14 protein-coding genes and 2 pseudogenes are annotated in these 21,143 nt (G+C 38.5%); 9 read left to right on the forward strand and 7 right to left on the reverse strand.

Features of this window, described 5'->3' with window-relative positions:
• On the reverse strand, window positions 1–1,119 hold a 1,119-nt coding region (locus tag BN338_RS04065; protein WP_039759298.1), incomplete at its 3' end, for an aspartate aminotransferase family protein.
• Window positions 1,120–1,599: 480 nt separating this feature from the next.
• Here BN338_RS04065 and BN338_RS04070 point away from each other — a divergent pair.
• Entirely contained in the window at window positions 1,600–2,133 is a 534-nt protein-coding gene (locus BN338_RS04070) for a GcrA family cell cycle regulator (protein WP_039759300.1), read from the forward strand.
• A 985-nt stretch (window positions 2,134–3,118) separates the two neighbouring features.
• Here the strand turns inward: BN338_RS04070 and BN338_RS04075 are convergent.
• Window positions 3,119–3,709: a Smr/MutS family protein gene (locus BN338_RS04075; protein WP_039759303.1), complete on the reverse strand. Its 591-nt coding sequence runs from the start codon at window positions 3,707–3,709 to the stop codon at window positions 3,119–3,121.
• Between the two features lie 47 nt (window positions 3,710–3,756).
• Window positions 3,757–4,449, reverse strand: coding sequence for a Tim44/TimA family putative adaptor protein (locus BN338_RS04080; RefSeq protein ID WP_039759305.1), 693 nt, complete (start codon window positions 4,447–4,449; stop codon window positions 3,757–3,759).
• 170 nt (window positions 4,450–4,619) lie between these two features.
• Between BN338_RS04080 and BN338_RS04085 the strand changes: the two are divergent.
• Window positions 4,620–5,113, forward strand: a pseudogene (locus BN338_RS04085) (FxsA family protein).
• A 145-nt stretch (window positions 5,114–5,258) separates the two neighbouring features.
• Window positions 5,259–5,735, forward strand: a complete 477-nt coding sequence (gene secB, locus BN338_RS04090) for a protein-export chaperone SecB (RefSeq protein ID WP_039759307.1) — start codon at window positions 5,259–5,261, stop codon at window positions 5,733–5,735.
• A 64-nt stretch (window positions 5,736–5,799) separates the two neighbouring features.
• On the opposite strand, the gene BN338_RS04095 is transcribed toward secB, so the two are convergent.
• Entirely contained in the window at window positions 5,800–8,100 is a 2,301-nt protein-coding gene (locus tag BN338_RS04095) for an NADP-dependent malic enzyme (RefSeq protein WP_039759309.1), read from the reverse strand.
• A gap of 196 nt (window positions 8,101–8,296) precedes the next feature.
• On the opposite strand from BN338_RS04095, the pseudogene mutS reads away from it, so the two are divergent.
• Window positions 8,297–11,040 (forward strand): annotated as a pseudogene (gene mutS, locus BN338_RS04100) (DNA mismatch repair protein MutS).
• A 1,106-nt stretch (window positions 11,041–12,146) separates the two neighbouring features.
• On the opposite strand, the gene ilvD reads toward mutS, so the two are convergent.
• The 3 genes from ilvD to BN338_RS04115 form a co-directional block, all read right to left on the reverse strand.
• A complete protein-coding gene (ilvD, locus tag BN338_RS04105; protein WP_039759311.1) occupies window positions 12,147–13,985 on the reverse strand; it encodes a dihydroxy-acid dehydratase in 1,839 nt (612 codons plus the stop codon).
• Between the two features lie 1,046 nt (window positions 13,986–15,031).
• A complete protein-coding gene (locus BN338_RS04110; RefSeq protein WP_012754519.1) occupies window positions 15,032–15,283 on the reverse strand; it encodes a BQ00720 family protein in 252 nt (83 codons plus the stop codon).
• A gap of 26 nt (window positions 15,284–15,309) precedes the next feature.
• Window positions 15,310–15,741, reverse strand: a complete 432-nt coding sequence (locus tag BN338_RS04115; RefSeq protein WP_039759316.1) for an Hsp20 family protein — start codon at window positions 15,739–15,741, stop codon at window positions 15,310–15,312.
• Window positions 15,742–15,862: 121 nt separating this feature from the next.
• On the opposite strand from BN338_RS04115, the gene nth reads away from it, so the two are divergent.
• The 5 genes from nth to pheT all read left to right on the forward strand — a co-directional run bounded on the left by nth (window position 15,863) and on the right by pheT (window position 21,042).
• Window positions 15,863–16,624, forward strand: a complete 762-nt coding sequence (nth, locus tag BN338_RS04120; RefSeq protein WP_425277460.1) for an endonuclease III — start codon at window positions 15,863–15,865, stop codon at window positions 16,622–16,624.
• A gap of 157 nt (window positions 16,625–16,781) precedes the next feature.
• Window positions 16,782–16,985 carry a 50S ribosomal protein L35 gene (rpmI, locus tag BN338_RS04125; protein ID WP_039759318.1) on the forward strand — a complete coding sequence of 68 codons (204 nt, stop codon included), beginning with the start codon at window positions 16,782–16,784 and terminating at the stop codon, window positions 16,983–16,985.
• A gap of 33 nt (window positions 16,986–17,018) precedes the next feature.
• Window positions 17,019–17,420: a 50S ribosomal protein L20 gene (gene rplT / locus BN338_RS04130; RefSeq protein WP_039759320.1), complete on the forward strand. Its 402-nt coding sequence runs from the start codon at window positions 17,019–17,021 to the stop codon at window positions 17,418–17,420.
• A 93-nt stretch (window positions 17,421–17,513) separates the two neighbouring features.
• Entirely contained in the window at window positions 17,514–18,596 is a 1,083-nt protein-coding gene (pheS, locus tag BN338_RS04135; RefSeq protein ID WP_039759322.1) for a phenylalanine--tRNA ligase subunit alpha, read from the forward strand.
• 31 nt (window positions 18,597–18,627) lie between these two features.
• On the forward strand, window positions 18,628–21,042 hold the full coding sequence (pheT, locus tag BN338_RS04140; protein ID WP_039759324.1) for a phenylalanine--tRNA ligase subunit beta: 2,415 nt from the start codon (window positions 18,628–18,630) through the stop codon (window positions 21,040–21,042).
• Window positions 21,043–21,143 lie beyond the last annotated feature (101 nt).

A 21,143-nucleotide genomic window follows, 5' to 3' on the forward strand; every position in this document is an offset into this window, starting at 1 on the left:
GATGATAAGAGGAGGCAATAAGCGTACAACGTCGTTGTTGGCAGCAACACTTAAGAGATATTCATTTTCCAAAGCATTGATGACAAGATTTGAAGGTACAACACACTGAATGCCTACCATAAGGCCCATCCCATGAACTGCGCAGATAATATCAGGATAGATATTGAGAATGTGCAAAAGTCCACTTTTTAGTTTATCCCCCATGCGCTGAACATGGTTGAGAAAATTTGGCTCTAACAGAATATCAAGAACACTATTGCCTACAGCCATCCCAAGAAGATTTCCTCCAAAAGTTGAACCATGGGTCCCAGGCGTCATACTTTTTGCAACTTTATCCGTTGCAAGGCAAGCACCCAATGGAAATCCACCTCCTAATCCTTTTGCGAGAGTAAGAATATCAGGCGTAACATCACTCCATTCATAAGCAAAAAGTTTTCCTGTTCGTCCCATGCCTGTTTGAACTTCATCAAAAATCAACAACAGACCATTATCATCGCATATTTTACGCAAAAATCTTAAATATTCATAAGAAACCGTTCGTATTCCTCCTTCTCCTTGAATGGGTTCAATCAAAATAGCAGCGGTATTTTCATTAATAGCGTTACGCAAAGCAATTTCATCACAAAACGGGACCTGAATAAAGCCGCCAGCTTTAGGCCCAAAGCCTTCAAGATATTTTTCATGCCCTGTCGCAGCAAGTGCTGCAAGTGTCCGTCCATGGAATGCCCCTTCAAAACTAATTATTTCAATGCATTCTGAGCGACCCGCAGCATAATAATAATGACGTGCCGTTTTGAATGCGCATTCCAATGCTTCAGTGCCTGAATTGCAGAAAAAAACCTTATCCGCAAAACTATTTACGCAAAGACGTGTGGCAAAAGCTGTTTGTTCAGGAGATTGAAAAAGATTAGAAATATGCCAAAGCTTTTCAGCTTGTCTTTTGAGCGTATCAACCAACTTAGGATGAGCATACCCTAACGCATTAACAGCAATACCAGATGTGAAATCAAGATAATGTTCTCCTTTATCGGAAATAAGCCATACACCATGCCCCTCTTCAAAATGCAAATTTCGCCGCGCGAAGCATTCATAAAGTGGTTGTATAGAGATGGGATCCATCATAATTTCCTTTATATTTTAACCTTTTCAATATATACAAAGCAACACTACAATAAAAAACATGATACATTTCGTTATGGTACTTTCAACATTTCACTAGATTAATGATTACACCTATGTAATAGATCATTACACCAATTGAAAAAAAGTCAATGAAGGTTCTACAAATAAGCATTTTGGGAAAAAGCCTTAAACAAAAGTGAACGTTTAACCTATGATTGATTTGCAAGTTGGGGAAAACATTCTAAATAAATTCTTCAAGATGCAAAGACTCTTGTCATAGAGTGAGTGTATATTATAATTTGCGATATAGTAAGCAAAATGATGTGTTTTGATTTGTAAGTTCCATAGGTTGGATGATTTTCTTATGCTCGCTTAGAGTATAAAATTCTTTTATTCAGCGCATTGGAAATATTATTGACACATTTGAAGATGCAAAGGAAAAGCATCTCAGTGACGTAGTTGGAATGGAGTGCTGATATGGGTTGGACATATGAACGCGTTGAGCTTCTTAAGAAGCTTTGGAGTGAAGGGTTAAGTGCAAGTCAAATTGCTGCTCAATTAGGTGGGGTCAGCAGAAATGCGGTCATCGGTAAAGTGCATCGACTAAAATTGCCAGGGCGTGGCAAAACAGCACCAGGAAGCGCGCGTACGCAAAAAACACCCGCAGGAAGCAGCCCATCATCTCCGCGTGCACGTCGCAACACATCTACAGTATCGCCAATAAACACATCATCTATCAACGTTGAAGAAACAGCTTTAAAGACAGAACTTTTAGCAGAAGATGTAAAAGAAGTTGATATGTCCACAAAATCTAATGTAGTGGTGCCTATATCACGTCAACTTAATCTGCTACAATTGAGTGAAAATACATGTAGATGGCCGGTTGGCGATCCATTATCAGCCGATTTTCATTTTTGTGGTGCCGATTCTGATGAAAATAGCCCCTATTGTGCTTTTCATGCTAAGCTAGCATTTCAACCAATATCTGAAAGACGACGAATAAGAATATAAGATCCGCGATATCATTTTATATTCTGCGCTTTCTGCGCCTCATTATTCAATTTTAATGATCGAATTATTATGAGAAAGAAATTTGGTGAGGCTTTTAATGAATGGGAACGTTTCTTCCTAAAAATGTTCAACGAAATTGTATATTTTAGTGCTATTGCTTAGCTATATGTTATAAGATCGTGTTCTTGTTTATTTTCACGCAGCTCTTTAATTTAGTTGTACTGCTTTTAAAGCTATCCATAGAAATATCTTTTGAATAACGCAGTTTCTCAATTTATCATGTTTTTATTCTTTGTATACTTAATAGAATAATGCTGTGATTTATAAAAATAGTTTATCGTTTGTCAACCCGAGTGAACTCCACGAATATCCCTCTCATTTTGAACACTTTTATATTGAATCAATCAAAATCTTTCGTTTGCACGCCACAAGCAGAAGGAGCTATGTGGAGTAAAAACATTTAAAGAAAAACACGCCCTCTTATAACCCCTCTTAAGTGCCAAGGATTTCGCAATATTTAGTGCTAGCAAAGCGTGTGATGGTGCCGGCTTGCACTTTTATTAAAGATACTTGCACTTTTATTAAAGATATAAGTGTAAAATGGGGATATAATCAATTTTATATGCTTCATGGAGATTCCTATTTTTCGTGCCCTGCCATGGAATAAGCTTGAAAGTATTAAGAGATATTTCTCTAAAATCAGCACGTAAATATGCAACTTAAGTTATTCTACTTGAAGCATTCTGTTTTGTGTTAATGGTGCATATGTCTTTAAACCGTAAAAAAAAGAAGCATGATGCAATGCATAGTGTGTAAGACAAATAGTCTTTATAAAAATTAAAAATGAGGAAATATTGTATTCAAAGCGCTTACACAAGAGACGGAAGTTATAATTATAAGTCAACATGTTATTATATTCTTCTATGATCTACAATATATGAAACCTTTTGAAATCAATATTGAACCTGAAACAACTGCAATAGCATCACATCCCTTTTCTCGATACAAAACGACGCAACCAAACATAAAGCGCACCTTCACCGCCATGCTGACGTGCTGCCCGCTCAAACGCATGAACATAATATCGAAAAGCTGGTGTTGATAACCAATACGGAACAAATCTATACAAAGCCCCATCACTGCCAACGGATCGGCCTTTTCCTGTAATCACAAGAACATAACGCAATCCACTCTGCTGAGAGGATTGTAGAAATTTTTTTAAGAAAAAATAAGCTTCTTCCTGCATATAACCATGAAGATCAAGACGTGCCTCAAGAGAATAATGACTTTGGGAAATTTTACGATGTGCAACATGATCAAAAAAATGAATCTTATGCGCTTGTGTAACTGCTATCTTTTCTTTTTTAATAATTTTCGCGTGTTGTTTATTTTCCTGAGAAGCTGAGAAAATTTGAGTTATATACTGCTTTTTATCATTAATATTTGCAATCACTTCTGAAATAGAAGAGGACCTCTTGCTATGAAGCGGTGTTGTCGTGCGACAAACCATCTCCCATAAAAGGCGATCTTGGGAAGCCAATAAATCTCTTTTTTGTCTCCATTCCGTTGAGGACATTTTAATTTCTCATCAATCATTGAGTGCTTATGGAAGAAAAAAGTATTTTAATTTTCATCTTCTGTAGCAAAAAGCTTCCAGTTTGGATCCGGTGATAAGCTGTTACGGACAAAAGTCCAAATATCCTTAATTTCTACAATAGTATCAGGATCACCATCGATACGTTCACCCTGTTCATTATAAGTAACAGAAATCATCTCACTGACAATACGTATCGTTAAAAATTCATCCTTTTCTTGTATTGCCGCTGCAACAAATTCGATCTTATTAATTCCAACAAAAGTGAAATCTATTTTTTCTTTGTGTTTTTCTCGTTGCTCAATAGCCGTACAAAAGTTCTCAAAAACATCATGACAAAGCAAACTTTTAAGTTGATTTCGATCACCTTTGGCAAAAGCTGTTACAATCATTTCATAAGCAATTTGTGCACCTTTTATAAACAATTGAGGAGAAAAATGAGGATCAATTCTACGCAATGCTCGCAAATTTTCATTCAAAACACTTCCCTCTGGTACAATCTCATCAATTTCTCTAAAATCGCCTTTTTTTGAATTCTTCTGATGAGGGAACGAAACCATATTATCAGCCGTTTCTGCCTCAGCTTGTTTTTTAGAGCGATGTGAATAAGGATCACAGGGAGGCTTTTCAAATCCAATTCGCTTCCCTAATACACTACGGAGTTGCACAAAAATAACAACCATAACAACAAGAGCAATAACAAGTATAACGTCAAATTCCATGGGCGCTGTCAATCTCCAAAGTCTAAGTCTGTAATAAACATTGCAGTCAATACCATTTATCAATAAATATGTAAAATAGGGAATCCTACCATTCAAATATTTTTATAGATTTTATATGAGGAGTGTTCTCAAGAATTTCTCCTCTTACTCATACAGAAGGAAATTTTTATGTGATAAAACTTTATTCTATAAATCCTCGTTTTTCTGTCGTTATCTTTCTCTGCTTTCTTTTAATTGAGATCGCTGGTTTTATCTTTGTTGGTCAAGAAATTGGCATTTTGGCAACTTTGAGTTTGGTTATTCTCACCACCATAGTTGGGGTTGTTTTATTGCGAATTCAAGGAGTTAGCCTTTTAAAAAACATACAAAGTGAACTTATCCAAGGGCGCACATTAGAAAAAAATATTATTAACGATACTTGCATCATGTTGAGTGCAATTTTGCTTATTCTGCCCGGTTTTGTAAGTGATCTCTTGGGAATATTACTGCTTATTAAACCAATTCGCTCTGTTGCTTGGCATTTTTTTTCATCATTAAAAAACAAATAAACCCCAATACTAAAAGAAAAAATGACTCTGAAAAAATAATTGATCTTAACGCTGAAGATTACAAAATTCATGATACGACAGAATCTCCATGGCGCAAAAATGATGATAACCATTGAAATGCCTAAAAAATTGTAACAAACAAAAAAAATAATTAAGATAAAGAGCGCATTCCTTGCAACCTCTTGCAAGGCGTGATAACCAATCCAATCTTTAGATCTTAAAATAAATATACATATTATTATAATGAGAGAGGTTCGTCTTATGGCCGAAGGTGAAATAAACAACAGTGGTGGAGAGCCGGTTTTTGCTGTATTAACGCAATATTTAAAAGATTTATCATTCGAGAATCCAAGAGCTCCTCATTCGTTGCGTGCGCGTGAAAAATCACCACAAATTGATATCAATATTAATGTCAATGCTAACCCAATTGGTGATGACAATTATGATGTTGTTTTGTCTCTTTCCGTTAAAGCCAATGATGACACTGAAACCTTATTTCACGTAGAACTGATTTACGGTGGTGTTTTCCACCTTGAAAACATTCCACAAGAACATGTTATGCCACTGGTCTTTATTGAATGTCCCCGCCTTTTATTTCCATTTGCTCGCCAAATTATATCTGATGCTACTCAAAATGGTGGTTTTCCGCCTTTGTGGATTGATCCTATTGATTTTGCAGCCCTCTTCCAAAAGCGTCTCGCTGAAGAACAAAAAGACAATCAAATACAACCTTCTTAAAAATTTATTTCTTTGCTATCATAAAGCCCCTTTATATATTATTAGTATATGGGGCTTTTTTCTTTTAGACGACTTTTGCCGCATGATACGCTGCAAGCATTGCAATATTGACAACATCTGTATCGTTTCCACTAAACGGTACAATTTGGACAGATTTTTCTAATCCAATTAAAATAGGACCAATGATGGTTGCTTCACCAAGTTCTTGTAACATTTTGCTTGCAATGGAAGAGGCGTGATATCCAGGCATAACCAAAATGTTAGCAGGCTCTGTTAATCCCATAAATGGATATTGCTGCATCAATTTAGAATTAAGCGCTACATCAGCACTCATTTCTCCATCAAACTCAAAATCAACTTTGCGTTCATGCAAAATATTAATCGCATCCTGAATTTGCTGTGTCGTCTGACCTTTCATATAACCAAACGTAGAAAATGCCAAAAATGCAACTCTTGGTTGACACCCAAATCCACGCACAAACAAAGCAGTTTGTTCTGCTATATCCGCAAGCTCCTCGGCATTAGGATTTTCATAAACAGCAGTATCCGCAATAAATACAGTTCGACCACGGCAAATAGCCATTGAAATACCAATTAATCGTTCTTTTGGTTTTTCATCAATTGCCCGACGTATATCAACCAGCGCTGTTTCATAATTGCGTGTCACTCCTGTAACCATTGCATCCGCATCTCCTAGTGCCACCATACACGCAGCAAAATAATTTCGATCATTATTGATACGGCGATGACAATCGCGCAACAGCCAACCTTGACGCTGCATCTTTTTATAAAGATAATTTGCATAAGCATCTGTACGATAGGAAAGCTTAGCATTTATAATTGATATACCTTCACGATCCATATCAATTCCAGCGATAACAGCCGTTTCTCTAACTTGCTCTTCACGACCAACCAAAATCGCTTGTCCTAATTTTTGATGCACATAGGAAACAGCAGCCCGCATGACTTGCTCTTCTTCACCTTCTGCAAAGACAATTTGTTTTGGTGCTTGACGAACATGGTGATAAACTCCTCGCATCACCGAAGAAGTAGGATCACGTCTCGCATTCAAATCGCGCTCATAGGCCTCTAAATCATCTATGTTCTTTTGTGCGACACCGCTTTCCATTGCTGCTTTTGCTACCGCACTTGAAACAACCGTGAATAAACGCGGATCAAAAGGAACAGGGATGATATAATTAGGACCAAATTTTAATCGCTTTCCACGATAGGCTTCTGCAACGCTGTCAGGAACTTCCTCATGCGCTAAATTGGCAAGAGCTCTTGCCGCAGCAATTTTCATTTCTTCATTAATAACCGTTGCACGTACATCAAGTGCACCACGAAATATATAAGGAAAACAAAGAACATTATTAATCTGATTTGGATAATCAGAACGCCCTGTTGCGACAATGGCATCCTGACGCACTTGCAAAACTTCTTCCGGCGTAATTTCTGGATCCGGATTGGCCATGGCAAAAATGATTGGTTGTGGCGCCATGGATTTTACCATTTCAGGAGTAAGTGCGCCTTTCGCAGAAACCCCAAAAAATATATCTGCCCCTTCCATTGCTTCCATAAGCGTACGTTTATCCGTTCGAATAGCATGCGCAGATTTCCACTGATTCATCCCCTCTTTACGACCTTCATAGACCACACCCTTTGTATCACATAATATGATATTTTCAGAACGAAAACCCATTGCTTTAATCAGTTCAATACAAGCAATCCCTGCAGAACCAGCACCATTACAGACTAACCGCGTATTTTGCATATCGCGCCCTGTTAAAATCAAAGCATTGAGAACACCAGCAGCCGCAATAATTGCTGTACCATGTTGATCATCGTGAAAAACAGGAATGTTCATCACCTCACGTAGACGACTTTCAATTATGAAGCACTCAGGCGCCTTAATATCTTCAAGATTGATTCCACCAAAAGAAGGTTCTAAATGACGTACCAAATTGATAAAACTTTCCGTATCATTTATATCGATTTCTAAATCAATGGAATCAATATCCGCAAAACGCTTAAACAGTACTGCTTTGCCTTCCATAACCGGCTTAGAGGCAAGGGCACCTAAATTGCCTAGCCCTAAAATAGCTGTACCATTTGAAATAACCGCAACAAGATTGCCTTTTGCTGTATAATCGTAAGCGAGTGCTGGATTTTGAGCAATTGCCTTAACTGGAACCGCAACACCTGGTGAATAAGCAAGTGCTAAATCATGTTGTGTTGCCATAGACTTTGTTGCAACAATCTCAAGCTTTCCTGGTCGACCACGACTATGAAAATCAAGAGCTTCTCGCTCACTAGCACTATAAATCACTTGAGGTATTTTTTGATCCTGCTCGCTCTTTTTCATCTCACTTTATTTTCTCCAAAAACAGTGTAAATTTTGCTTGATAATGCGTATAATTATCAAATTTGATTCATATGTTAGAAATCGCTATTCTTGCCTTAGCAAATCTGATGATGCGTTTCAATTTAGAGATAAATAAATATTGAAGTAAACACAAAAAGACTAAAAGCTTCACTGGAAGGGAACAGGCCACGTAAAAATGGATAAAAAAAACGACCATAAAAATAATTTAATTCCACAGCCTGCCTCCTCATCTTCTTCCTCTCAAGAACGTCTTACACCTATGATGGAACAATACATAGAAATCAAAGCCGTCCATCATGATTCCCTTCTTTTTTACCGAATGGGGGATTTTTATGAATTATTTTTTAATGATGCCATTGAAGCTGCTCAGGCTTTAGGAATTACACTTACAGCACGCGGAAAACATTTAGGGCAAGATATTCCTATGTGTGGTGTTCCCGTCCATGCGGCAGACGATTATTTGCAAAAACTGATTGCTTGTGGTTATCGCGTTGCTGTTTGTGAACAAACAGAAGATCCTGCGGAGGCAAAAAAACGGGGATCAAAATCTGTTGTTCGGCGTGATGTTGTTCGTCTTGTAACGCCTGGAACAATAACAGAAGAAAAACTCCTTGATCCAACACGTGCAAATTATTTGATGACACTTTCCTGTCTAAAAACTAGCGATGGAGAGGAATTTGCTCTTTCTTGGATTGATATCTCAACAGGTATATTTCGTGTAACAGAAAGCCGCCAAGAAAAACTTTTAGCAGATATTATGCGTGTGGATCCGCAAGAAATCATTGTTGCTGATTCCTTTTTTCATGATAAATCGCACAAATCACTGTTTAATGTTCTTGATCATATTGTTTCACCTCAACCGGCTTGTCTCTTTGATACCCTCACCGCTGAACGCGATATTTGCACTTATTTTAAACTTTCAACTCTTGAAGGTGTTGCCGATTATTCACGCTGTGAACTCTCTGCCATCGTGGCTGCTATTCGTTATATCGAAAAAACACAAATCACGCATCGTCCTCCCCTCATGCAACCTGAGCGCCAAAATGAAAGTGCTACTCTTTTTATTGATGCTGCAACCAGACTAAGTCTTGAACTTATTCGAACAACATCAGGTCAACGGGATGGAAGCTTATTGAAAGCTATTGACCGCACTGTAACAGGAGGAGGATCACGCCTTCTTGTCGATCGTCTTATTGCTCCCCTCACCACCCCTTCAGCTATTGATATACGTTTGGATTCTATTGATTTTTTTCTCTGTAATCCTTCTCTTGCACAAGCGATAAAGCTCATTTTAAAAGGGGGACCAGATATGCCCCGCGCCGTTTCACGTTTGGCTCTTGGACGAGGAGGTCCCCGTGATATGGCAACAATCCAGCGCGGCTTTGAAATCATTCGTGAACTGAATCAACTTCTTAATAATGAACTTCTGCCTCAAGAAATAAGTGATGTACAACAGGTATTCTCAAACTTACCCGTTTCTTTACATTGCCATTTAGAACAAGCATTAGCTGATGATCTCCCTCTGCTTAAACGTGATGGTGGTTTTATTCGTTCCAATTATCATAAAGAACTCGATGAAATGCGTGCTTTACGTGATGAATCTCGCCGTGTTATTGCTGAACTTCAAGCACAATATGCCCAAGAAACAGATATTAAGACTCTTAAAATCAAGCATAATAATATTCTAGGCTACTTCATTGAAATCACCAGTACACAAGCATCTAGCCTTACAAACAATCCAGAAGCTAAAGCACGTTTTATTCATCGCCAAACAATGGCAAACGCTATGCGTTTTACAACAACAGAGCTTGCTGATCTTGAAAGCCGTATTGCCCATGCTGCCAACCATGCATTGACACTTGAACTAGAGATCTTTGATATTCTCATTCAGGAAATTACTGAACAAGTTGATTTTATTCGTAAAGCCGCTGAATCACTTGCCATTTTAGACGTCTCTGTCGCTTTAGCACATCTTGCTGAAGAGCAAGGATATTGCCGCCCTAAAATTGATCATTCACTGACCTTTCATATCACCGCAGGACGCCATCCTGTCGTTGAGCAAGCACTCCGAAAACAAGCAGCCGAACCCTTTGTTGCCAATAATTGTGATCTCTCTGTACAAGAAAATCAGCAATATGCAGCAATCTGGCTTTTGACTGGGCCTAATATGGGAGGAAAATCAACTTTTTTACGACAAAATGCTCTCATTGCTATTATGGCGCAAATGGGTTCCTTTGTTCCGGCAACCTCAGCGCATATTGGCGTCGTTGATCGCCTTTTTAGTCGTGTTGGTGCTTCCGATGATCTTGCACGGGGGCGCTCAACCTTTATGATGGAAATGGTTGAAACAGCAACGATTCTCAATCATGCTAGTCACCATTCTCTTGTTATTCTCGATGAAATAGGACGTGGAACATCAACCTTTGATGGACTTTCTATTGCTTGGGCTGCCGTTGAATATCTCCATGAAGTTAACCATTGTCGTGCTATTCTCGCTACCCATTTTCATGAAATGACAGCACTGACTGAAAAACTTGACAGACTGCATAATGTAACCATGAAAGTCAAAAATTGGGATGGTGATGTGGTTTTTCTTCATGAGGTCACACCAGGAGCTGCTGATCGTTCCTATGGTGTACAAGTTGCAAAGCTTGCTGGCCTTCCTCCAGCCGTTATTACACGAGCGACAGATGTGCTTCATCAATTAGAACAAGGTGAAATGGCTGGAAAAGGCATAAACTTATTGATGATTTACCACTCTTTTCCCTTAAAGCAACCTCTCCCCTCAACGAAGAGAAAAACAAACATGACGTTCTTCACGAAGCTTTAAAAAATATTCACCCCGATGAGCTCTCCCCTAAACAAGCTTTAGAAGCAATTTACCACCTCAAACAGCTTGAAAAGAGCAATCTCCTATAAAAAATAGACGTTCTTTTTTTATTAAAAAGCTTTCTTAATAGGAAATTAAAGTCTCCTTTTTGGGTATTTCTTAGCACAAAACAATTTTGTCTACTGTATCTTCATCGCTTTTTTATATAATATATTTTGATATGTCTAATGCATATAGAGAAATAATTCCATATACTATATTTCATACCTTCTTACTCTTATACAAAAAAATTGATCACCATCGACTCTTTTAAAAAATAGGCATTTTTTTGCAAAGACTGTAAGTCCCCTCCATCTTGCAAATATACAATATCTAATGAATCATACTTTTTCATCTAATGAAGCATACTTTTTCACAATCAATATTATTGTTATCATAGCAACAGCTTTGGTTTAAAGCTGTCTGTGTTGGAATGCCCTCCATTTTGCATGATAAATTTATGTGCAATGGATCACATGTTTTCTTCAAATTTTAAATGATAAAAAGCTCTGTTGCTATTTTCACACGAAATAGATAATGAAATATATTAATAAATCCAGCAGCGTTTGATTTTCCTCAAAAACTTTTGAATTCCTTCTAATGCTTCAAAGGATGAAAATTTTCATTCAAATCTGGGCTTTAGATAGTCCAGATCTAACGGTTTCCTCTTCGCTTACCAGTCATGTGATTCAATGACACAAGAGTTGATAAGAAAATCTAAAATATTCATCCCACACGTTAAAAATACTTAATATTGAAGGCTGTCTTATATCATACTCCGCAATGACAGTGTTTTAGAGCACAACAAGATAATATCACCAGTACAATAAATATCTTTCATAAGATAAGTCAGAAAATTGTCATCTCGTATAAAACTAGAATATGACGTGAAAAGCGAAATGCTATATCCAGTTTTATCGACCTTATATCATTGCTAAAAAAATCCTCAGCTGCTTTTTTCTTGTCCTCACGATGACTCGAAATATTCTGATAAGCGCTAAATTCATAAAATAATTCGCTTAGAATATCGTGCAAAAGATGCCGCAAAATCTCTCAGAGTACTATCCTCTTTTACACCAGACCGCTTCATCTCAACAATATCAACAAACATATAAATACTACGGTTTGGAATATCAATTTTTATGATATCGCCTCATCAAATATTGCGAACTGCACCCTTTGCAGCAGATGTGGTCATCGCAGCATAAGCTTTGAGAGCCTTTGAAACTTTACGCTGACGCTTCTCAACCGGTTGCCAAGCGCCTTTTCCTTTTGCTTCCATCTTAGCACGACGCTGCTTCATCTCAACGTCATCAACCAACATATGAATGCTACGGTTTGGAATATCAATTTCTATGATATCTCCTTCTTCCACCAACGCAATTTCTCCTCCTTCCGCAGCTTCTGGTGAAATATGTCCTATCGAGAGACCTGAGCTTCCCCCTGAAAAACGCCCATCCGTAACAAGTGCACAAACCTTGCCTAATCCTTTAGATTTGAGATAACTGGTTGGATAAAGCATTTCTTGCATCCCAGGTCCACCACGGGGACCTTCATAACGGATTAAAACAATTTCACCTGTTTTAATCTGATCCGTTAATATAGCTGAAACAGCTGAATCTTGGCTTTCAAAAATTCTTGCCGGACCTTTAAAGGTTAAAATTGATTGATCAACACTTGCTGTTTTTACAATACAGCCATCTTTGGCTAGATTTCCATAAAGAACTGCCAATCCTCCATCTTGTGAATAAGCATGTTCCTTATCGCGGATCACACCTTTTTCACGATCAAGATCAAGAGTCTCATAGCGACAAGATTGGCTAAAAGCTCTCTGCGTTGGAATCCCCCCTGGAGCAGCACGATAAAATGCACAAACTGTTGGTTCATTGGTTTGTTTTATATCCCAATGATCAAGAGATTCTTTCATCGTTTTTGCGTGAACCGTATAAGTTGACGTATCAATGAGTCCCGCCGCATCCAATTCACCTAAAAGCCCCATAATACCACCGGCGCGATGAACATCTTCCATATGGACATTCGCAACAGCAGGAGCAACTTTGCATAAAACCGGAACACGACGTGAAAGATGATCAATATCCGTCATGGTAAAATCCACCTCACCTTCCTGCGCCGCAGCTAAAAGATGCAGTACGGTATTGGTTGACCCCCCCATGGCTATATCAACGGCCATAGCATTTTCAAAAGCCTTGCGTGAAGCAATAGAGCGTGGCAAAACTGTTGCATCATCTTTTTCATAATAACGCTTGACCAATGCAACAATCTGCCTTCCAGCTTCTTCAAAAAGCATCCGTCGATCTGCATGTGTTGCGAGCACTGATCCATTTCCGGGAAGCGAAAGCCCCAAAGCTTCCGTTAAGCAATTCATGGAGTTGGCCGTAAACATTCCTGAACAAGAACCACATGTAGGACAAGCGGCTCGCTCCATTTCAGCAACTTCTTCTTCTGAATTCTGTTCTGAAGCGGCTGCGACCATAGCATCAACCAAATCAACCCTTAAATCTTGATCTTTCCATTTAATCTTACCCGCTTCCATAGGACCGCCTGAAACAAAGATTGTTGGAATATTCAACCGTAAAGCAGCCATTAACATTCCAGGGGTAATTTTGTCACAATTAGAAATACAGACAAGAGCATCCGCACAATGGGCGTTGACCATATACTCTACAGAATCAGCAATAATTTCACGTGAGGGCAAAGAATAAAGCATTCCATCATGCCCCATCGCAATTCCATCATCGACAGCAATGGTGTTAAACTCTTTTGCAACACCACCGGCAATTTCTATCTGTTGTGCAACCAATTGTCCAAGATCTTTTAAATGAACATGCCCTGGTACAAATTGTGTAAAAGAATTCGCAATTGCAATAATGGGTTTACCAAAATCCGCATCTTTCATCCCTGTTGCACGCCAAAGACCGCGGGCTCCTGCCATATTACGCCCGTGAGTCGATATTCTTGAACGGTAAGAAGGCATTATTTTTTCCCCTCAAATAATTCCATTTTGCTTGTTGTGCTGTAATTTCACTATAAAAACAAGTGCTTTAATATTCAAAAGAGAAAAATACCTTGTACTGAGGCATTTGAAGCACAAAATTAAAAGTTATACATAGATTTTCTCATAAAACTTTATTTTTTTATTACCTGTTAATTAACATCTAATCCCAACACAACTTCATGTTTGAAACAAGTATCAAGATGGTTCAGTGCAACATGAAATGTTCCAGATTTTTGTATGTTAGATTGGGTGAATATATTCTGTATATATGTTTGCGTAATTTCTGGAACAAGAAGACAGCCTAATTGGTGAAGAATATCATCTCCTTACAGTTCTAGCTTTACACCTTTCAAAACTGCCATAGCAATATCTTTTAAATAATGATGACGCATTGTCTCATGCTTTGTTTTTAAAACTCTTCGATATAGAATACTTGTATAGCCAATTCACGCATTCGTTTTAAAGAAACATTTCTCAATATACTCTAGCCTATCTCATCACCAAGCCCGTGAGTAGTATAACGACCCCATAATATAAATAAAACTTATAAATCCCCCCCTTTACACTCATGTAAAGAAAAATTTAGCAAAATCACACATTTTGCTCATCCCCAATGTTGCGAAAGTCCTTGGCAATTAAGACAATTCATAAGAGGCACTTTTATTTCTTTCTTCACGTATTTTTTACCTACACGCTAACTCTACTTATGACGGGCAAACAAGTAATTTTAATTGATCAATATAAGAGAATCTTAAATGAGAAAATCTCATGATTTTCGGAACCCTCATTCCAGTTGCAAAAAATAAGTATGAATACTTATCGCTATCTTATTGATATGATAACGCACATTGCAGACAATTGCTAATCCTTGTTTAAGCCCTCACATACAATACCAAGACACCACGCGCCCTCACCAACACAAAAAGGCAAAAGTCCAACAATACTGCTAAACAGCCCAAGACCCTTTATGAGAAAAAACAAATAGAATTTACAAAGAGCTTAAGTTTTTTCTCGTAAAGCGCAATTTAGTGCAGAGTTACAATTTGTAGCTCATGCTCATTGGCTCCAGCAAGAGCAATAGAGCGCTCATCGGATAAAATGATAGGATAACCTGTTTCACCAAAGAGAGCCCATATGGTAATGCCTGGGGTCATGGGGGGAAGATCTGGAAAATTTTTAGCCAGATCATCTGTACAAACCTTTTTTAAATAGGCAATCTGTCCCGCATCAGAGTAGGACGTATTCTGAAACGACAAATTTTGTTTATGTTCTCCCATTTCACTATTCCTTTACGCCTTAACTTTTATAACTCACCACTACTGACTTTAATTGGTATCTGTTTTATTTCTTTTTTTAATTTCGGTTGATACAGATTAATTGATAAAAGACCATTTTTCAACTCGGCATTTGTGACGTGCATTCCTTCCGCGAGAACAAAGGTCCGCTGGAATTGTCGCGCGGCTATACCGTGATATAAATATTGATGATTTTGATTGTCTGTTTGTTTACCATGAATAACCAATTGATTATCATCGAGTAAAATATTAAGATGATTAATCTTAAATCCAGCAACAGCTAAAGTTATCCGGATATGATTTGCATCATCGTTTTTATGTAAACGTTCAATATTATAGGCTGGGTAAGCCTCATCAGCTTTACCGATACGTTGTAATATTTTTTCTACGGTTTCAAATCCTAAAAGAAAAGGATTGGAGAAAGGTGTCACATGTGTCATTCATGAGTATCCTCTTTAAAGCGGCTTTACTTGACCAAACTCTATATTAAAGTGTTCGCTGCATTCTTCTCATATGGCGAGCGTGAATGATAACTTCAAGAGAGAAGATTAAGATAGTCCAATGCCTCAAAGTAACATAAAAATACCTCGAAATACCATAAAATTGTCAAAGGTGCGAAATTTATCTAATATATCGTATAATAAAGATGAAATTGCGGAAATATTTCGCCGTTTTTCTGTGCAACGCCCAACACCTAAGAGTGATCTTAACTATATAAATACTTTTACACTTTTAGTTGCCGTTGTTCTTTCAGCTCAAGCGACAGATGTAAGCGTTAATAAAGCGACAAAAGAATTATTTTGCCTTGCTGATCAACCGGGAAAAATGGTTGCATTAGGGGAAGAAAAAATAGCACATCATATCCGTTCAATCGGTCTTTGGCGTGCAAAAGCACGCAATGTTTATGCACTTTCTAACTGTTTAATTGATCAATATGGCGGTCAAGTCCCTAACACACGTGAAGCACTTATGGCCCTTCCAGGCGTGGGACGCAAAACAGCTAATGTTGTTTTGAATGTTGCTTTTGGTCAGCCTACATTGGCGGTAGACACACATATTTTTCGCTTAAGCAATCGTCTTGGTTTGGCGCTAGGCAGAACACCAGAGATTGTTGAGAAAAAATTATTAAAAATTATACCAGCTCATTATCTTCGTCATGCGCATCATTGGCTTATTTTACACGGTCGCTATATTTGTCAAGCCCGTAAACCACAATGTACGCAATGCATTATTGCCGATTTATGTAAAGCCGCCAGCAAAACAAATGCTATTCCGGCACCTTTGGTTGAAATTCAAGGCAATGGAGCGCCGATTTTTTTATAATACACTCTTGCTATTTTGTGGATACTAGCTTATAAAAGTCTCTTTAAAGAACCGCCCGGCAGGGCATGCCGTGGCTGTTTGAATGCTTGTTCAAGCGTTGGTCCGCTTGAGTGAATAAAATGTTTGATTGAATCAATGAATGTTATGGAGTAGCAAAATGCCCAAGATGAAGACCAAATCATCCGCTAAAAAGCGGTTTAAAATCACTGCGTCAGGCAAAATTAAAGTAGCAGCTGCCGGTAAGCGCCACGGCATGATTAAGCGTTCGAATAAATTTATTCGCGACGCACGTGGAACAATGGTTTTGTGTGAACAAGATGCTAAAAAAGTTGTTCAGCATTATTTGCCGAATGGTATTTAAACCTTGCGCTTTTGATTTTGAGGAGATTATAATATGGCACGTGTGAAAAGAGGTGTGACAGCACACGCTAAGCACAAAAAAGTTCTTAAACAGGCTGAAGGCTTTTATGGGCGACGTAAAAATACTATTCGTGCTGCTAAAGCAGCAGTTGATCGTTCAAAGCAATATGCTTATCGTGACCGCAAAAATAGAAAGCGTACTTTCCGTGCTCTGTGGATTCAGAGAATTAATGCGGCTGTTCGTGCAGAAGGTTTAACTTATGGGCGTTTTATTGATGGTTTATCGAAAGCCGGTATTGAAGTTGATCGTAAAATTCTTTCAGATATAGCAATCTATGAGACGGAGGCATTTTCTGCTTTAGTCGCTTCGGCAAAAAAAGCTTTAGAATATTTAAAAGATACAACACCTAATGCTTTTGAAGGCGCTGTCAAGTAAGCCAGTCGTGTTCTCTTAAAGCATTTATTTATTCGAGGTCCCGTGCTGGCTATGGCGAGTGCGGGTTTTTTTTATTAAAAAATAGGCAAAAATATGAACGATATTGAGCGTCTGGAACAAGAAATTTGTTTAGCCTTAGAAGCTGTGGGTGATGAACAGGCACTTGAAGAAGTGCGTATTGCAGCATTGGGGAAAAAGGGGAGCATCTCTGAAAAATTAAAAGCATTAGGAAAGATGGAGGCTAGCGAGCGCCAAAAAGCTGGACCAGTTCTTAATGGGTTAAAAAATCGTATTTTAGAATTATGGGCGAAAAAGCGCGATCTTCTGAAAAGACAAGCAATGAATACCCGCCTTTCTCGTGAAACGGTCGATGTTACCCTGCCTGTTCGTTCTTCACCTATAGAACGAGGGCGTATTCATCCTATTTCACAGGTCATTGAGGAAATTATAGCTATTTATACAAAAATGGGTTTTTCTCTTGCAGAAGGTCCAGATATTGAAACAGACTATTATAATTTTACGGCATTGAATTTTCCTGAAGGGCATCCAGCGCGTGAAATGCACGATACCTTCTTTTTTGATGTTGATGATACAGGAAAGCGGAAATTATTGCGGACCCATACATCACCTGTACAAATTCGCACACTGGAAAAACAAAAAGCACCGATACGGATCATTATTCCCGGAAAAACTTACCGCATGGATTCGGATGCAACGCATTCGCCCATGTTTCATCAAGTCGAGGGTCTTGTCATCGATAAAACCTCCACTATTGCCCATATGATGTGGCTACATGAAACCTTTTGTAAAGATTTTTTTGAAGTTCCCTCTGTAAAAATGCGTTTTCGTCCCTCTTTTTTCCCTTTTACTGAACCATCTATGGAAGTGGATATTCAATGTGATCGTTCTGGCTCAGAAGTAAAATTTGGTGAAGGACAGGATTGGTTGGAAATTTTAGGATGCGGAATGGTGCATCCTCATGTGTTGAAAAATGTTGGTTTAGATCCCGATGAATATCAAGGCTTTGCATGGGGAATGGGCATTGATCGTATTGCCATGTTGAAATACGGTATGCCTGATTTACGGGCTTTTTTTGATGCTGACCTGCGTTGGTTAGATCATTATGGCTTTCGTTGCTTTGATATGCCTGCTTTTTTTCCTAATAGAAATGTGTGATCTTATCATCGTTTTCATGTGAGGTTTTAAAATGAAATTTACTTTGTCGTGGTTAAAAGATCACTTAGAGACAGATGCATCTTTGGACGAAATTTGTGAGAAACTAACCGCTATCGGTCTTGAGGTTGACCACGTTGATGATCGCTCTTCTTTAAAAAATTTTGTAATTGCAAAAGTTTTAACAGCAATAAAACATCCTGATGCAGATAAACTTCAAATTTTATCAGTGGATATGGGAACTTCTACGCCTGTTCAAGTTGTCTGTGGCGCACCAAATGCGCGCGCTGGGCTTGTTGGTGTCCTTGCACGACCAGGCACTTATATTCCAGGACTCGATGTGACATTATCTATCGGAAAAATTCGCGGTGTTGAAAGTTTTGGGATGATGTGTTCACAAGCAGAGCTTGAATTATCAAATGAGTATGATGGCATTATCGAACTTCCAGAAGATAGTCCTATTGGAGTTTCATTTGCTGCTTATGCCGGTTTAGATGATCCGATCATTGATATTAGTTTAACCCCCAATCGCTCTGATTGCACAGGTGTTCGTGGTATTGCACGTGATCTTGCTGCTGCTGGAATCGGACAATTAAAAGAATTGTCTTTACCAAAATTTGAAACTTCCTTTGATACCCCCCTCGATGTTTCATTAAATTTTTCGCAAGATTCATCGTTATGTTTAGGTTTTGCTTGGCGTGAAGTGCGTAATGTTCAAAATGGTGCATCACCACAGTGGATGCAACAACGTTTGAATGCAATTGGTTTGAGACCGATTAATGCGCTTGTTGATATGACCAATTACCTCAGTTTTGACCTTGGTCGTCCGCTCCATGTCTTTGATGCAGATAAAATTAAAGGGAACTTATATGTACGTTGTGCTCGTAAAGGAGAACAACTTCAAGCACTTAATGGAAAAATCTATCATTTGAGCGTTCAGGATTGTGTCATTGCAGATGAAGAAGGTGTAGTTTCGATTGCAGGCATCATGGGGGGTGAAAGAACGAGTTGTGATGAAACAACACGGCGCGTTATTATTGAATCGGCGCTTTGGGAGGCGCAAAGCATCGCACAGACAGGGCGAACTTTAGGTCTTATCAGCGATGCACGTTATCGGTTTGAACGAGGTGTTGATCCGGCTTTTATGGAAACAGGGCTTGAAATTGCAACAGAGCTGGTCTTACGTCTTTGTGGTGGTGAAGTATCCAAGGCAAAAGTTGTTGGCTATCAGCAACAAGAAACCAAACAGATCGCTTTTCCTTTTTCTGAAATTAAACGTTTGACACATTTGGAAATAGAGCCTGCAAAAGTCATCTCTATTTTAACGAAACTTGGATTTTGCATTGAGCGAAAAGGAGATGTCGTTACAGTAAAAGTGCCATCATGGCGCCCTGATATTATGGGTAAAGCCGATTTGGTGGAAGAAGTCATGAGGATTTATGGGTTAGATAAAATTAAGCCTATTCCTTTGGAAAACTTCGCAAAAGGAAACGATCAAGGTTTAACATGCGTGCAAGTTCGTTCACGCGCGTCCCGTTTGGCTCTAGCACTTCGCGGTATGAAAGAAGCGGTAACGTGGTCTTTTATCTCTGAAAATCAGGCTCTTGCTTTTGGGGGAGGTAAAGCAGAGCTTAAATTGGTCAATCCTATTGCAGCTGATATGTCAGTGATGCGTCCTTCTCTTTTACCTGGTTTGCTTATAGCAGCGCAGAAAAATGCTGATCGTGGTTTTTCTGATCTTGCTTTGTTTGAAGTTTCCAGCATTTATGAAGGCGATACCCCTGATAAACAACGACGTGTTGTGAGTGGGATTCGTCGTGGCACAGAGCAATTTGAAGGCACTGGACGTTTTTGGAATGGAAATGCAACCGCCGTTGATGTTTTTGATGCCAAAGCAGATGCTTTAGCTGTTTTAGAAGCATGCGATATAGATGTTGAGAAAGTACAGATTGAAGTTGGAGCCCCTGATTGGTATCATCCAGGTCGTTCAGGAGTCATAAAACTTGGATCAAAGATTATTCTTGGTTTTTTTGGTGTCCTTCATCCTGCAACCTTAGAAAAATTAGATATCAGTGGTCCTTTATGCAGTTTTGAAATTTTTCTCGATCAAATTCCAGAACCAAAGAAAAAAGCAACAAAGAACCGTCCTCCTTTGAAATTATCGCCTTTTCAAATGGTGGGGCGTGATTTTGCATTTATCGTTGATAAAACGATTGCTTCTTCTCTTATTGTTCGTGCTGCTCAAGGAGCTGATAAAAAACTTATTCATTCCGTGCAAGTTTTTGATCTTTTTGAAGATCAAAGCCTTGGTGAAGATAAAAAATCTGTTGCCATTGAGATTGTTATTCAACCGATTGAACGCACTTTGACAGATAAGGATCTGGAAGAAATTGCTGCAAAGGTAATAGAAAATGTCACCAAAATGACAGGCGCTTATCTTCGTCGTTGAGTATTTTCGGATTACTTTTATAAAAATATGAGCGCTTTTGAGTGCTCCTTTATTTTTTTAAGAGTTTAAGATCTATAGAATTCTTTTGAAAGAAAGTTTTA

Origin of the sequence: Bartonella queenslandensis AUST/NH15 (assembly GCF_000312585.1) — a bacterium.
GTDB lineage: Bacteria > Pseudomonadota > Alphaproteobacteria > Rhizobiales > Rhizobiaceae > Bartonella > Bartonella queenslandensis_A.

Excerpts from the sequence above, each read along its gene's own strand:
- pheT (WP_039759324.1), top strand. The coding sequence starts at position 18,628 with ATGAAATTTACTTTGTCGTGGTTAAAAGATCACTTAGAGACAGATGCA.
- BN338_RS04070 (WP_039759300.1), top strand. The coding sequence starts at position 1,600 with ATGGGTTGGACATATGAACGCGTTGAGCTTCTTAAGAAGCTTTGGAGT.
- secB (WP_039759307.1), top strand. The coding sequence starts at position 5,259 with ATGGCCGAAGGTGAAATAAACAACAGTGGTGGAGAGCCGGTTTTTGCT.
- pheS (WP_039759322.1), top strand. The coding sequence starts at position 17,514 with ATGAACGATATTGAGCGTCTGGAACAAGAAATTTGTTTAGCCTTAGAA.
- BN338_RS04110 (WP_012754519.1), bottom strand. The coding sequence starts at position 15,283 with ATGGGAGAACATAAACAAAATTTGTCGTTTCAGAATACGTCCTACTCT.
- nth (WP_425277460.1), top strand. The coding sequence starts at position 15,863 with ATGCCTCAAAGTAACATAAAAATACCTCGAAATACCATAAAATTGTCA.
- ilvD (WP_039759311.1), bottom strand. The coding sequence starts at position 13,985 with ATGCCTTCTTACCGTTCAAGAATATCGACTCACGGGCGTAATATGGCA.
- BN338_RS04115 (WP_039759316.1), bottom strand. The coding sequence starts at position 15,741 with ATGACACATGTGACACCTTTCTCCAATCCTTTTCTTTTAGGATTTGAA.
- BN338_RS04095 (WP_039759309.1), bottom strand. The coding sequence starts at position 8,100 with ATGAAAAAGAGCGAGCAGGATCAAAAAATACCTCAAGTGATTTATAGT.
- rpmI (WP_039759318.1), top strand. The coding sequence starts at position 16,782 with ATGCCCAAGATGAAGACCAAATCATCCGCTAAAAAGCGGTTTAAAATC.
- rplT (WP_039759320.1), top strand. The coding sequence starts at position 17,019 with ATGGCACGTGTGAAAAGAGGTGTGACAGCACACGCTAAGCACAAAAAA.
- BN338_RS04080 (WP_039759305.1), bottom strand. The coding sequence starts at position 4,449 with ATGGAATTTGACGTTATACTTGTTATTGCTCTTGTTGTTATGGTTGTT.
- BN338_RS04075 (WP_039759303.1), bottom strand. The coding sequence starts at position 3,709 with ATGTCCTCAACGGAATGGAGACAAAAAAGAGATTTATTGGCTTCCCAA.